10 protein-coding genes are annotated in these 14,391 nt (G+C 52.3%); 7 read left to right on the top strand and 3 right to left on the bottom strand.

Annotated features, from left to right (window positions below; all coding sequences use genetic code 11):
* Nucleotides 1-11 precede the first annotated feature (11 nt).
* The 4 genes from rapA to JW499_RS09660 all read left to right on the top strand — a co-directional run bounded on the left by rapA (nucleotide 12) and on the right by JW499_RS09660 (nucleotide 8,160).
* The gene (rapA, locus tag JW499_RS09645; protein ID WP_205210399.1) at nucleotides 12-2,885 is read left to right on the top strand and encodes an RNA polymerase-associated protein RapA; all 2,874 of its coding nucleotides are present in this window, start codon (nucleotides 12-14) and stop codon (nucleotides 2,883-2,885) included.
* A gap of 56 nt (nucleotides 2,886-2,941) precedes the next feature.
* On the top strand, nucleotides 2,942-4,273 hold the full coding sequence (locus JW499_RS09650) for a DEAD/DEAH box helicase (RefSeq protein WP_205210400.1): 1,332 nt from the start codon (nucleotides 2,942-2,944) through the stop codon (nucleotides 4,271-4,273).
* 239 nt (nucleotides 4,274-4,512) lie between these two features.
* Nucleotides 4,513-4,818: a c-type cytochrome gene (locus tag JW499_RS09655; protein ID WP_205210401.1), complete on the top strand. Its 306-nt coding sequence runs from the start codon at nucleotides 4,513-4,515 to the stop codon at nucleotides 4,816-4,818.
* A gap of 309 nt (nucleotides 4,819-5,127) precedes the next feature.
* Nucleotides 5,128-8,160: an EAL domain-containing protein gene (locus JW499_RS09660; RefSeq protein WP_205210402.1), complete on the top strand. Its 3,033-nt coding sequence runs from the start codon at nucleotides 5,128-5,130 to the stop codon at nucleotides 8,158-8,160.
* Between the two features lie 230 nt (nucleotides 8,161-8,390).
* Here the strand turns inward: JW499_RS09660 and JW499_RS09665 are convergent, their stop codons facing one another.
* The 3 genes from JW499_RS09665 to JW499_RS09675 all read right to left on the bottom strand — a co-directional run bounded on the left by JW499_RS09665 (nucleotide 8,391) and on the right by JW499_RS09675 (nucleotide 11,687).
* Nucleotides 8,391-9,386 carry a PA2778 family cysteine peptidase gene (locus JW499_RS09665; protein ID WP_205210403.1) on the bottom strand — a complete coding sequence of 332 codons (996 nt, stop codon included), beginning with the start codon at nucleotides 9,384-9,386 and terminating at the stop codon, nucleotides 8,391-8,393.
* Between the two features lie 34 nt (nucleotides 9,387-9,420).
* Nucleotides 9,421-9,828 (bottom strand): PA2779 family protein, encoded by a 408-nt coding sequence (locus tag JW499_RS09670; protein ID WP_205210404.1) that lies wholly within the window; start codon nucleotides 9,826-9,828, stop codon nucleotides 9,421-9,423.
* 263 nt (nucleotides 9,829-10,091) lie between these two features.
* Nucleotides 10,092-11,687, bottom strand: coding sequence for an ABC-F family ATPase (locus JW499_RS09675; RefSeq protein WP_205210405.1), 1,596 nt, complete (start codon nucleotides 11,685-11,687; stop codon nucleotides 10,092-10,094).
* Nucleotides 11,688-11,829: 142 nt separating this feature from the next.
* Here JW499_RS09675 and JW499_RS09680 point away from each other — a divergent pair, with 142 nt between their 5' ends.
* The 3 genes from JW499_RS09680 to JW499_RS09690 all read left to right on the top strand — a co-directional run bounded on the left by JW499_RS09680 (nucleotide 11,830) and on the right by JW499_RS09690 (nucleotide 14,369).
* Entirely contained in the window at nucleotides 11,830-12,300 is a 471-nt protein-coding gene (locus JW499_RS09680; RefSeq protein ID WP_205210406.1) for a GreA/GreB family elongation factor, read from the top strand.
* Between the two features lie 67 nt (nucleotides 12,301-12,367).
* The gene (locus JW499_RS09685; RefSeq protein ID WP_205210407.1) at nucleotides 12,368-12,850 is read left to right on the top strand and encodes an FKBP-type peptidyl-prolyl cis-trans isomerase; all 483 of its coding nucleotides are present in this window, start codon (nucleotides 12,368-12,370) and stop codon (nucleotides 12,848-12,850) included.
* A 289-nt stretch (nucleotides 12,851-13,139) separates the two neighbouring features.
* On the top strand, nucleotides 13,140-14,369 hold the full coding sequence (locus JW499_RS09690; protein WP_205210408.1) for a bifunctional alpha/beta hydrolase/OsmC family protein: 1,230 nt from the start codon (nucleotides 13,140-13,142) through the stop codon (nucleotides 14,367-14,369).
* Nucleotides 14,370-14,391: the final 22 nt, after the last annotated feature.

A 14,391-nucleotide genomic window follows, 5' to 3' on the forward strand; every position in this document is an offset into this window, starting at 1 on the left:
AGAGCTGTCTTTTGTCTGAATTTATTCCCGGCCAACGCTGGATCAGTAATACCGAATCAAATCTGGGGCTGGGGTTGGTAACCAGCGTATCTAACCGCCGCGTTGAAATTCTGTTTCCTGCCGTTGAAGAGGAGCGTACTTACGCTATCGATAACGCGCCGCTGAGCCGTGTGGTCTATCCGGTGGGTGAACAGGTGCGCAATGCCGCAGGTCTTAAGGTCACCATTACCGCCCAGCAGGAACTGAATGGCTATATGGTCTATCAGGTGGAGAATGCCGAAGGTGAGGTGCTGGTGCTGGAGGAGCGAGATCTCGACAGTGCGGTGCATTTCAGTAAGCCTCACGACCGACTGTTTGCCGGTCAGGTGGATAAGATCAGTCAGTTTAAGTTGCGGGTAGAAACGCTCAAAAATCAGTTTGCCCACCTGCAATCTGAAAGTTATGGTCTGCTGGGGCCACGGGTGCAGCTGTTGCCTCACCAACTCTATATTGCCCATCAGGTGTCCCGCCGGTTTGCTCCGCGGGTATTACTGGCAGATGAGGTGGGTCTGGGTAAAACCATCGAAGCAGGGCTTATCCTGCATCAGCAGCTGATCAGCGGTAAGGCGTCCCGGGCGCTGATTGTGGTGCCCGACAGTCTGGTACATCAGTGGCTGGTGGAGATGCTGCGCCGCTTTAATCTGCGTTTTACTATTCTTGATGAGCTGCGCTGTGAAGCATTGGAGCTTTCGGACGAGGGCGTTAACCCGTTCGAAACCGCACAGCTGGTGCTGTGTAACTTATCCTTCCTCAAGTCCAGCCCGGACCGTCTGGTACAGGCGCTGGATGCTGGCTGGGATATGCTGGTGGTGGATGAAGCGCACCATCTGGTCTGGTCCGAAGAGGAGTCCAGTCCGGAATATATCTGTATTGAAGCGCTGGCCCGTGAAGTCAAAGGGTTACTGCTGTTAACCGCTACGCCGGAACAGTTGGGGGTTGATAGTCACTTTGCCCGGTTGCGTCTGCTGGACCCGGATCGGTATTACAGTCTGCAACAGTTCCGCGCAGAAGAGGAGGGCTATCAGCCGGTGAGTAAGCTGGTGGCCCGGTTGCTGGATGAAGATGCCCGTGAGCAACTGAAAGATGCCCCTGAGGTGTTTACTCAACTGGGCAGCTATCTGGGGGACGAGGTCGCTCAGCAGCTGCAGGATGAGCTGGAAAATGACTCTCTTGATCAGGCAATTCAGGATGCGGTGGCCAGTCTGCTCGATCATCACGGCACCGGTCGGGTGCTGTTCCGCAATACCCGTGATGGTGTCAGTGGTTTCCCCCAGCGGGTATTGCATAGTTATCCGTTGCCGGAACCCGAGTTCTATCTTGAAAGTGAACAGCAACTGCTGGCTCAGGCTGATCTGGAAGAGCGACTGCATCCCGAGCTGATTCTGGCGGACCGCTGGCTGGAAGCCGATCCCCGGGTCGGGTGGCTGGTGGACTGGCTGAAACAGAATCGTGACCAGAAAGCGCTGGTGATCTGTGCCTATGCAGACACAGCGAAATCACTGGAAGAACATCTGCGCCTGTATGAAGGGATTCGTTCATCGGTGTTCCATGAGGGGATGAGCCTGGTTAACCGAGACCGTGCCGCCGCCTATTTTGCTGATGAAGATGAGAGCGCTCAGGTGCTGATCTGCTCTGAGATTGGCAGTGAGGGGCGTAACTTCCAGTTTGCCAGTCATCTGATTCTGTTCGATCTGCCGCTGAACCCCGATCTGCTGGAGCAGCGCATCGGCCGCCTTGACCGGATTGGTCAGCGCAATGATGTTCAGATCCATGTGCCCCATTATGAGTTCAGTGCACAGGCTATTCTGCTGGACTGGTTCCACCGCGGCCTGAACTGCTTTGAACGGGCCTGCCCGGTAGGCCAGGTATTGTTCGATCAGTTCCTGGATCAGTTGATTCCGGCGCTGTTTGAGGAGTATGACGAAGCTAACAACGAGCAACTGATCAGCAGTACCCGTGTTGCAGCGGATCGTTTGCTGGAACAGCTGCAACAGGGGCGTGACCAGTTACTGGAACTGAACTCCTGTAACCCGGTGAAAGCCGCTGCTATTGCCGAAAGCATGGAGGTGACCGGTAACAGTATCGAACTGAGCAGCTATATGGAGCGGATGTTTGATCAGTTTGGTGTTGAACAGCAGGTGCATAGCAGCCAGAGTATTATTCTCAGCCCGGGCGATCATATGCATCATGAAAGCCTGCCGGGTCTGCCTGCCGATGGTATGACTGCCACCTACAGCCGGGCGCTGGCGTTGGGGCGGGAGGATATCCAGTTCCTTACCTGGGAACACCCGCTGGTGATGGGCACAATGGATATTGTTGTGAATGGTGACTTTGGCAATACGGCGGTCTGCTCGATTAAGCTACCGCCGCTGAAACCCGGTACGCTGTTGCTGGAAGCGATCTTTACGCTGCACTGTGCTGCTCCGAAACAGCTTCAGGTACAGCGCTATCTGCCCCAGACCCTGAGCCGTATCGTTGTTGATACCAATGGCACAGATCTCAGCGCGATACTGACCGAGACCCATATCAACAACCTGGCAGAACGGGTGGGGCGGCGACAGGCGGTGGATATTGTCAAGCATACCCGCAGTGAGATCGGTCAGATGGTGGAGCGTGTTGAAGCGATTGCTGACACTCAACAACCGGCAATGCTGACGCAAGCCACTGAGAATGTTGCCCGGTTGCTGGGCGCAGAGCAGGAACGGCTTAGCGCACTGGCTGCGGTGAATCCGAATATTCGTCAGGAAGAGATCGATTTTCTGGCGCATACCCGGGCAGAACTGGAACACCACCTGCAGAGCGCTTCGCTGAAACTGGATGCGATCCGGGTCATTGTCGCGACCTGATCTCTGTTATTATGGCCAGCTATATTCCGATGAATTCAGTATAACCGGAGCAGACTTTGTCTAACGCGGAAAACTTTACCGATCTGGGGCTTGACCCCCGGCTTAGCACTATCCTTGCGCATCAGGGGATCACCGAGCCGACTGAGATCCAGGCCCAGGCTGTGCCGACGGCGATCACCGGACATGACCTGATCGCGTCATCCAAGACCGGCTCCGGTAAAACCCTGGCCTATCTGTTGCCAACTATGCAACGTTTGATGCGCCAGAAGGCCCTTAGTAAAAAGGACCCCAGGGCACTGATTCTGGCCCCGACCCGGGAGCTGGCCAAGCAGGTCTACGGGCAATTGCGTAGTCTGATCAGCGGCTCCCCGTTCAAGGTGGCGCTGGTGCTGGGGGGAGAAAACTTCAACGATCAGGCTAAAGCGCTGGCGAAAAATCCTCATGTGGTGGTGGCAACTCCCGGACGACTGGTCAACCATCTGGATGAACGCTCTCTGTTTCTTGATGGTCTGGAGCTATTGATTCTCGATGAAGCGGACCGGATGCTGGATCTGGGATTTGCCGATCAGCTGAACCGGATTAATCAGACTGCCAGTCATCGTCTGCGGCAGACGCTGATGTTTTCCGCAACACTTGAGCATGCTGAAGTAAACAGCATGGCTAAGACTTTGCTGAAAGCGCCGAAACGGATCGCGATCGGCGCGGCCAATGCAGAACACGCGGATATTGAAAAGCGCTTTTATCTCACCGACCATCTGGATCATAAACAGGCAGTGTTGGAGCGAATTCTCGACACTGAAACCTACCAGCAGGTGATTATCTTTACCGCCACCCGGGCTGATACGGAGCGACTGTCTCTGTTGCTGTCGGGCAGGGGACTGAAAACTGCCGCTCTCAGTGGTGAGATGAGCCAGAGCGATCGTAATAAGATCATGGACAGTTTCAGCCGCGGCCAGCAGCAGGTGCTGATTACCACCGATGTCGCGTCCCGGGGGCTGGATCTGCTACAGGTGTCGCTGGTGGTGAACTTTGATATGCCTAAACAGGCAGAAGAGTATGTGCACCGTATTGGCCGTACCGGTCGGGCCGGAGCCAAAGGTCTGGCTGTCTCACTGATCGGTCCGAAAGACTGGGACGCTTTCAAGCGGGTTGAAAGTTTCCTGCAACAGTCGGTTAACTTCAGCGAGCTGGAGGGCTTAACGGCAAGCTTTAAAGGGATAAAAGAGGCCGCTGCAGCAAAACCTGCCAGGCAGCAACAGAAAGCGGCTGCGGCACGACCCAAACGGGTTGTTAAAGCGCCTCAGGACCGTAAAAACCGCCGCGCTGCTAATCGACAGATTGTCTCCGACGATGGTATGGCGCCGCTGAAAAAACGAAAAACAGATTAAGCCAGGCGGTCTTTAGAAAACCAGCCCTTCAGTGCTGGTTTTTTTCCGTCCGGAATAACCGGAATAATACCCTGAAAATCCGCCTGCTTTTCTGCTTCAGCGAATGTCCTGACCTGAACACCGTCTTTTCTGCTACTACAGTTCCCGAACTGTACCTCTCAAAGTGATGACAGAGCGCTTTGTAATACGTCGAACACCCTTAGTACTATAGAGTTATAACTTAGTGGGAGGGGACCCAGATGAAAAAAACAGGTGGTATTGTATTGGCTTTGTGTGCAATGGCATTCTCCGTGCCTGTCGTTCATGCAGGCGGGGCCGAGGTGTTTCAGGCCTGTGTTGAGTGTCATGGTGCATCCGCTGAAAAATCGGCTATGGGGAAATCTCAGGTGATTCAGGGGTGGTCTTCAAGCCAGATTGTTGATGCGCTGAATGGCTATAAAGCGGGGACCTATGGCGGTCCGCTGAAAGCGTTGATGAAAGTTCAGGTTGATAAACTCGATGCGGCCGCGATTCAGGATGTTGCGGAGCATATTTCCGGGCTGTAAGTGCGGCGGTGTTTTATAACCTGATTGAAGGTTTGTGTTTGCGCTTATATTTAAAACCTGTAAAAGCCGGCCAGAAAGCTGGCTTTTAATGTATATATCCTCCTGAAAATGCCCACTATTCGGCAAATAGATCTATGCTAAAGCGAAGGGAAGCAATTAGAGTCGATAAAATCTATCCTGATCCCGATGTGGCTAAACGGGAATTTAACCGTTGAGTATTAAGCTATTGAGTATTAAATGATGGTCTTCACCTGACTCATACAGAGTGTCAGGTTACAGGTTGGAACGCTTTTGCTGTTGGAGATATGGATGTTCAGAATAGCCCCCTGGCTAGTGTTATTTATCAGTCTGGCTATGAGCCTGGTTCAAAGCGTATGGGGTTCAGCGTACGCGGCTGAATCTTCTCAGCAATCAGTTACACCGGACTTTTCCTGGCGAGATGATAACCTGAGTGCCGCAGAGATCGCCTGGCTGCAGCAGCACCCACAGCTAAAACTCGGTATCGATCGCACATTTGCCCCCTACGAATGGGTCGATAATAACGGCCACTATACTGGCATATCAGCCGATTATTTTGCCCTGCTGGAACAGCGTCTTGGTGTTTCGTTTGTGCCCGTCACGGATAAACACTCCTGGAGTGAGGTGTTAAACGCCGCCCGCAACGGGGAGTTTGATCTGATGTCCTGTATGGTAAAAACGGCAGAGCGGGAGGTATATCTTGATTTTAGCCAACCCTACCTTTCCAGCACAGCCGTGATTATCAGTGAGCAATCTAAAGGGTATATCGGAACACTGGACAAGCTGAAGGGTAAACGGGTTGCGATCCATAAGGGGCACTTTACCAATGAGTTGCTGCGGCGTGATTACCCAGAGATCACTATTATCAATCCGGCCACTATTCAGGGTGCGCTCAGAATGGTTGCAGAGGGGGAGGCTGTTGCTTTTGTGGGGGATGCGACAGCTGCCGGGTTTGTGATGAAGCAGGAGGGGATACTTAATCTGAGCTTTTCTGGCCACACGGACTATCAGAGTGATTTCCGCATCGGGGTCTATCGTGGCAATCCAATCCTGTCAGGGATTATTGAGAAAGCGCTGAATAGCATTACTGAGAGCGAACGCAATCAGATCTTTGAGCACTGGGCAGGTCTGACAGTATCCCAGAATGGCATTGCGGTGGAAAAAATACTCAAAGTCAGCGGCCTGGTTTTGTTGGTATTGCTGTTTATTCTCTACTGGAACTTCCGTTTGTATCGCTCTGAAGAGGCCCATCGCAAGAGTGAAAAACGGTTTAAAAACCTCGTCGATACGACCAACGGTATTGTCTGGGAAGCGGATTATGATACCTATACCTACACCTATATCAGTGACAATGTTGCCAGGGTGTTAGGTTATCCAATCGACACCTGGTTTAAACCCAATTTCTGGAAAGACCATATCCATCCTGATGATCGGGCGTGGGCGATTCGCTTCTGCGACGAAGCGGTCGCTGATCAGCGGGATCATGAGCTGGAGTATCGTTTTTTGACCGCAAGTGGCGCCATTGTCTGGCTACGGGATATGGTCAATGTGGTGGCTGAAGATGGAAAACCCCGCTGGCTTCGCGGGTTGATGCTGGATATCACCGATCAGAAGATGGCCGATATGCTGATACGTCAGAGTGAAAGTCGTTTCCGCGAACTGATTGAGAGCCTCCCGGCCATCGCAGTACAGGGGTATGACGAAAACCGCAGGGTGATCTACTGGAATGATGCCAGTGAAACGCTTTATGGTTATACCCGGGAAGAGGCGCTGGGTCAGCCTCTTGAGTCGTTAATTATCCCTCAGGCGATGCGTGAGACGGTGATTCAGCTACATCATGACTGGCTGGAAAAGGGGCAGGAGATCCCCGCTTCTGAATTGGAGTTGCAACATAAAGATGGCAGTCTGGTACCGGTGTTCTCCAGCCATGTCATGCTACGCTCTGAAAATGACAGGCAGGAGATGTACTGTATCGATGTCAATCTGATCGAACAGAAACGTGCCCGGGCAGAACTGACCCGTATGGCGCATTACGATTCTCTGACCCATCTTCCCAACCGGCGTACGTTTACAGATCGCCTGTTACAGATGATGAAAAAAGCTGACCGTGACGGCGAGCAGGTCGCCGTGATGATGATCGATCTGGACCGCTTCAAAGAGGTGAATGACACCCTCGGACACGACTATGGTGACCTTTTATTGCAGGGGGCTGCCAAACGGCTGCTCTCCTGTGTGCGGGAAACCGATACGGTTGCCCGTTTAGGGGGCGATGAGTTTCTGGTGATTCTGGGCAATATTGATGATCTGTCTGTGATTGAGCGGGTAGCCGGAAATATATTACGGCAGTTGGGTGAGCCTTTTATTCTTAAGGATAGTCGCTCTTTTGTGTCGGCGAGTATCGGTATTGCGCTTTACCCCAGTGATGCGATGACCCTGGAAGCACTGATGAAAAATGCTGACCAGGCGATGTATGCTGCCAAGGAGGAGGGGCGCAATCGATTCCACTATTTCACCCCCGAAATGGAGGCGGCGGCCCAGCGGCGCCGGCGTTTGTTGAATGAGTTGCGTGAAGCGATCGACCGGCAGCAGTTCGCGGTCTATTACCAGCCGGTCATCGATCTGCAAAATGGCCGTGTCGTCAAGGCGGAAGCGTTGCTGAGATGGAATCATCCCAGGGGACAGGTTTCACCGCTGGACTTTATTCCGTTAGCGGAAGAGACCGGTCTGATTGTGGATATTGGCAACTGGGTGTTTGCTGAAGTGGTGCGTCAACTGACGATCTGGCAGGCGCGGTTCAATACCGAGCTGCAGGTGAGTGTGAATACTTCACCGGTGCAATATCAGGATGACAATTGCAGCAAACCCAACTGGTTTGGTCATATCCTCACGCACAATGGTGCGGCCAATCTGTGTGTCGAGATTACCGAAAGTTTGCTGATGGAGGCGGGCAGTGGTGTGGCAGATAAGCTGCTGCAGTTTCGTGATCAGGGGATCGAAGTGGCGCTTGATGATTTCGGTACCGGGTATTCCTCACTCTCCTACCTGAAGCAGTTTCATATCGACTATCTGAAAATTGATCAGAGTTTTGTCTCTCATCTGACCCCAGGGTCTCAGGATCTGGTGCTGTGTGAAGCGATTATCGTTATGGCGCATACCCTGGGTATTAAAGTTATTGCTGAAGGTGTGGAAACGCCAGAACAGAAACAGATGTTACTGGATATTGGCTGTGATTTTGGCCAGGGATATCTGTTTGGCCGACCCGTGCCTGCCAGTGAGTTTTCAGCCCGATGGCTAGAATCTCAGGTGATCAATGAGGTTGAGTGAGGGGGAAGAAGTTTACCAACGTTGCCGCTCCGGCGTGTTATTCCGTTAGTTCATTCAAGTATCGCCTGCTTTAATCCCGTCGTCCTGCCCTCTCATTCAGGCTTTATATCCTGCGTGCTACAGGTGATTTTGTTCATATTCTTCACTTTATTTTCCCGATGGATAACTATCAAGTGATTCACTGTTAACTATTGTTACTAATTTTGGCGGCAGGGGGTATGTGCGAATTTTTACTTCAAAACGATACAGGCGGGGAGTGAGCAGTTGGCCTTACTATTTTTTGTAGCGCTGACATTGCTGAGTTCATTCAGGCTGTCGCGGTAGGCAGGCTGCTCCGGTGCGATGGCGACGGCACAGCGGATCGATTCGATCGCGGCCGCTGTGCAACCTGTTTGCATCAGCGTGTAAGCCAGATTATTCCAGCCCGCCGCGGGCGTATTGCTGTGGTTAATATAGCGGACGAAATAATCGGCGGCTGAACGGTAATGCTGCCGGGCATAGTGGATATTGCCCAGCCCCATCAGTGCGGTAGCGTTGTCGGGCCACTGCTTTAAGGCGGTCCGGTAGGCCTGTTCTGCCGCTTGCTGCAGCGCCGGGGTGTGCGAACCCAGTTGCTCAAGTTTATTGACGGCGGCGGTATAACGTAGCGGGGTGGCGGTTGCGGGTAGTTGGTCGGGGGACAGTATCACTCTGGCCCAGTGGTCTGCCCGTGACCAGGTTTTTTCAAACAGTGAGAGGTCGGTCGGATAGCGTTTGTCGGGGCCTGAGCGCAGCAGGATCTGTTGCGCATTCAGGTCATAACCGATAGCCACCGCGAAATGCCACTGGGGTAGCCAGCTGAACCCCAGGTTTTGCATCACCAGCACCGGGTGTCCGGCATCCAGCTCCCGTAATATATCGCTGACATCGGGCTTCAGAGGATAGACGATCAGGTTAAACTGCCGTGCCCTGGCTTCCATCTCAACCGCCAGAGTCCCCCCTTTTTTGGGAATATAAAGGGAAGGGCGCAGTTGTTCCGGAGTGGTTGTGATCTGGTTATAGGCCAGCATGGTTGCCAGTGAAGCGGGGCCGCACTGGTCATCCTGCTGTGGGAAATAGGCAAGACCATCGATCTCTGCGACTCCCTGGATAGCAGGGTCAGCTGTTAATGAGTCGATTAGTCTCTGATTGCTGCTACAGCCGGTTATCAGCACTGTTGCGGTCAGCAACAGTGCTGCAAACAGCACAGTGGATAACCGGTAAAGCAGTGTGTCAGCCCTGTTAGCGATTGATGCAGTGAACAAAGCTGAACAGGTCGGTGGCACAGAGCATATCGGTGATGACAAAAACGACAAACACCAGACCGACTAACCCCAGAATACCTTCACCGGCAGGTTGCGAGGCCAGGTTTGCGTTTAACTGACTGATCTCATCCGGTGTCAGGCTGGCGACCCGTTGCTGAAGTTCCTGTGGATCAACTCCCATATCGATAAGCTGTTGTTGCAGTTCGGCCGATTCCAGCTTCTGTATCAGATCACTTTTAGTGTACTGCTGGTGTTCTGACTGGATAATGGTCTCGGTTGAAACCATTGCGGCATTCGCGGTTACGCTTTGAAAACTCATCACCAGCATGAATGCGATAACCATCCGGCCGATCCAGGTACGTCTGAGAGTGTTGTGTAGCATCATGATCTATATCCTTTTATGGGCAGCTATTCCCCCCGGCACAGCGGCTTTATAATTAAACTGATCCAGCCGTTTAGCTAAATCACCTGAATTTACAAACAGTTGACCCTACCAGTGTAGCTCAGTTTGTAACAAGTAACGCGGTGAGTGTAATACACCCCAGGTTAAGACAACAACCCGCAGTGGTAATGCGGCTGGTAACCCCGGGCGCAGGCATAAAAAAGCCAGCAGAGCGGCTGCTGGCTTTATTGATGGCTGGGGCGTGCTTAGCCTGCAATCCCCTGCTTTTTCAGATACTCTTCGTAGCCACCGCGGAAGTCTGCCAGTCCATCTTCACGCATATCGATGATCCGGGTGGCCAGAGAGGAGACAAACTCCCGGTCGTGGCTGACAAAGATCAGTGTGCCGTCAAAGTTTTCCAGTGCCAGGTTCAGGGCTTCAATCGATTCCATATCCATATGGTTGGTCGGTTCGTCCATCAGCAGAATATTGGGTTGCTGCAGAATCAGTTTACCCAGCAGCATACGACCTTTTTCGCCCCCGGATAAGACTTTCACCGATTTCTTAATTTCATTCTGTGAGAACAGCATCCGTCCCAGAGAGGCGCGGATTACCTGCTCATCAGAGCCGGACTTGGTCCACTGGGACATCCAGTCAAACAGGTTGATCTCTTCAGCAAACTCGTGGGCGTGATCCTGCGCGTAATAGCCGATATTGCTGTTTTCGGACCATTTTACCAGACCACTATCCGGGTCGAGGTCGCCATGCAGCGTTTTCAGCAGGGTTGTTTTACCGATGCCGTTGGGGCCGATAATGGCTATCCGCTCACCCACTTCCACCATCATGCTGAGATCTTTAAACAGCGGTGCTTCACCATAGCCTTTGGCCAGTCCTTCAACTTCCAGTGCCAGGCGGTGCAGTTTTTTCTCCTGATCAAAGCGGATATAGGGGCTTTGACGGCTGGATGGTTTAATATCGTTGAGCTCGATTTTCTCAATCTGTCGAGCCCGGGAGGTGGCCTGTTTCGCTTTGGATGCGTTAGCTGAGAAGCGGCTGACGAAGCTGCGCAGCTCGGCAATCTGGGCTTTTTTCTTGGCATTGTCTGACTGCAGACGCTCCTGCAGGGCTGTAGACGCGATCATATAGTCGTCATAATTGCCCGGATAAACCCGCAGTTCACCGTAATCCAGGTCCGCCATATGGGTGCAGACCGAGTTGAGGAAGTGACGGTCGTGGGAGATGATGATCATGGTGCTGTTTCGTTCGTTGAGCACCCCTTCCAGCCAGCGAATAGTGTTGATATCCAGGTTGTTGGTTGGTTCGTCCAGCAGCATGATATCCGGGTCGGCAAACAGTGCCTGAGCCAGTAATACCCGCAGTTTCCAGCCGGGTGCCACTTCACTCATCGGACCGAAATGCTGTTCTGTAGGAATATCCAGCCCCAGCAGCAGCTCTCCGGCGCGGGATTCTGCGGTATAGCCGTCCAGTTCGGCGAACTCTACTTCCAGCTCGGCGACTTTGATGCCTTCCTCTTCGGTCATATCGGGCAGGGCGTAGATACGATCCCGCTCCTGTTTAATCTCCCATAACTCCGCATGCCCCATGATCACCGTATCGATAACTGTGAACTCTTCGAAAGCAAACTGGTCCTGACGCAGTTTACCGATACGTTCATTCGGGTCTTTGCTGACATTGCCGGAAGAGGGCTCCAGATCACCACCGAGAATCTTCATCAGGGTCGATTTTCCGCAACCGTTGGCGCCAATCAGGCCGTAACGGTTGCCCTCGCCAAATTTAACAGAGATATTTTCGAACAGAGGCTTAGCGCCAAACTGCATAGTGATATTAGCGGTAGTCAGCAAAACAGGAGTCCATCAGTTTAAACGTTGAGGTAAAAATATGCGCGGTATTGTCCCACAGATCCGCTTTAAAGTGTGTGAATAGCGAGTTTCTTTTTCATAATTTAATGTGGATACTGCAGTGATTGTATAGCGGGTTGGATATATGGATAAAAAACAGCTTATAGCACAGATCATCAGCCAGCTTCAGGCTGATCTGGATATGAATATTGCCGCTGCACATGAAGCCCGGGAGGCGGCCACCCATGAAGAGAGTGTGGCAGAAAATCAGTATGATACTCTGGGGCTGGAGGCGTCCTATCTTGCCCACGGGCAGTCTAAACGGGTGCAGGCGCTGGAGATCGATCTGACCGCCTGCCGGGCTATGCCGCAGCGGGAAGTGACTGAAAATTCAGCCATCGCGCTGGGGACATTAGTGACCCTTGAAAATGAGGCGGGAGCGGTGAAACGCTTGTTTTTAGGCCCCGCAGGCGGGGGTGTTCAGGTGACTGAGATGGCCGAAACCGTCACGGTTATTACGCCGCAATCACCTATAGGTCAGGCGTTAACCGGTCGCTATCGGGGGGATATTGTTACTCTTCCGCAGGGTGAATTTGAGATTACTGCGATCAGTTGATGACGTATAATCCCGGCAACCGTTTCGCTGGGTGATTGTCAGCCCGGCAGCAGATTAAGGAATCCTCATGAGTGTTACCAAAGATAAAGTTGTGCAGTTTCATTACCACCTGACTGACGCAGACAACAGTGTTGAAGAAACCACACGGGGAGGCTCCCCCATGGCTTACCTGCATGGTCATAACAATATGATCAGTGGTCTCGAGAAGGTGATGGAGGGTAAAGCGGTAGGGGATACTTTTTCCGTCACTCTTACACCTCAGGAAGCCTATGGTGAGTTTCTGCCAGACTGTGAACAGCGTATTCCGGTAAAACATCTGCAGGGCGCAAAAAAGTGGCGTCCGGGGATGGTGGGTACTGTGCATACTGAGGAGGGACTGCGGCAGGTTAAAGTGGTTAAGGTCGGCAAATTTATGGTGACTGTGGATAATAACCACCCACTGGCGGGTAAAATCCTGACTTTCGATATCGAAATTGTTGATGTCCGTGATGCTTCAGCCGAGGAGATCGCTCATGGTCACGCCCATGGGGATGGCGGCCATCATCACTAAAACGCCGTTAAGAGCAGATCGCGGCTTCGCCGCTAGCTAGACGTCGCTTCGCGACTTGCTCGTAGCTGGAAAAAGCAAATTTATTTCAAGATTTTTATCTGTTTTGATCTTTTTCTAACAAGGAAAACGCAGTTTTCCATCTAGCAGGGGCCGCAGGCCCCGTTCTGGAAAGCGACGAGGTCGCGTCTGTTTTTTGATTTAGCCGCACAATCTTCCCGATAGAGAAATTCTAATGGCTCCCTTCTGAAATCTGATTAATACTCGTTGGTAAATCAGATCAGGGGGAACTATGAAAACTGAACGTTTGGAATTTACCGGCCATGATGGCTCAATACTGGCGGCAAGTCTTGATCTGCCGGTGGGTAAGCCCAGTGCTTACGCGCTGTTTGCCCACTGTTTTACCTGTTCCAAAGATTTGCAGGCTTCGCGGCGTATTGCTCAGCGGCTGGCGTCGTTAGGGATTGCGGTGTTGCGATTTGATTTTACCGGATTGGGCCACTCTCAGGGGGAGTTTGCCAATACTGGCTTTAGCTCAAATATGCAGGATCTGTTGTTGGCGGTTGATTTTCTCCGGGAGCACTATACTGCGCCCCAGTTACTGATAGGTCACTCTCTGGGAGGGGCGGCCATTCTCGCTATTGCTGCTGAGGTTCCTGAGGCTAAAGCGGTCGTCACTATCGGTACACCTGCCGATCCGCAGCATGTGCTGCACAACCTGGGGGATCAACTGGGTGAGATCTGCACTGAAGGGGAGGCCCTGGTTAATCTGGCTGGACGGGAGTTTACTATCAAACGGCGGTTTGTAGATGATATCGCCTCGGTTTCTCTGGAACAGGCTGTTAAAGGTTTACGTAAGGCGTTGCTGGTGATGCATGCGCCGCTGGATACGGTGGTCGGATTGGATAATGCTGCACGGATCTTCCAGATGGCTAAGCATCCGAAAAGCTTTGTTACACTGGATTCTGCTGATCATCTGTTGAGCGAGCAGAAAGATGCTGATTATGCGGCTGAGCTGATATCCACCTGGGCGCAGCGCTATATCGATATTCAGATCTTACCTAAGTATATTAATGCACCGGAAGGCATTATCCGGGTAAGCGAGGCTGATTCTGATGGTTTTACTCAGGATATCAGCGTAGCCGGTCATCATCTGGTTGCGGATGAACCGGTCAGCTATGGCGGCAACTATCTGGGCCCGAGTCCCTATCAACTGGTGGCTGCCGGTCTGGGTGCCTGTACCTCTATGACGATCAGAATGTACGCCCGGCAAAAAAAGATTCCGCTGCAACACGTTCAGGTGGATGTATCACACGCTAAAGTTCATGCTGACGACTGTGCTTCCTGTGACACTGTTAACGGTAAAGTCGATCAGTTTGAACGGCTGATTACCCTGACCGGCGAACTGTCAGACGAGCAGCGTCAACGCTTGCTTGAAATTGCTGATCGCTGTCCGGTGCATAAAACCCTTGAAGGGGAGATCAGCATTGTCACCCGGTTAACGGGCTCCCGGGCTGAATAGGCATCCGGTTCTGCCGCTCAGA

It is taken from the genome of Amphritea pacifica (assembly GCF_016924145.1).
In the GTDB taxonomy this organism is placed as follows: Bacteria; Pseudomonadota; Gammaproteobacteria; order Pseudomonadales; family Balneatricaceae; genus Amphritea; species Amphritea pacifica.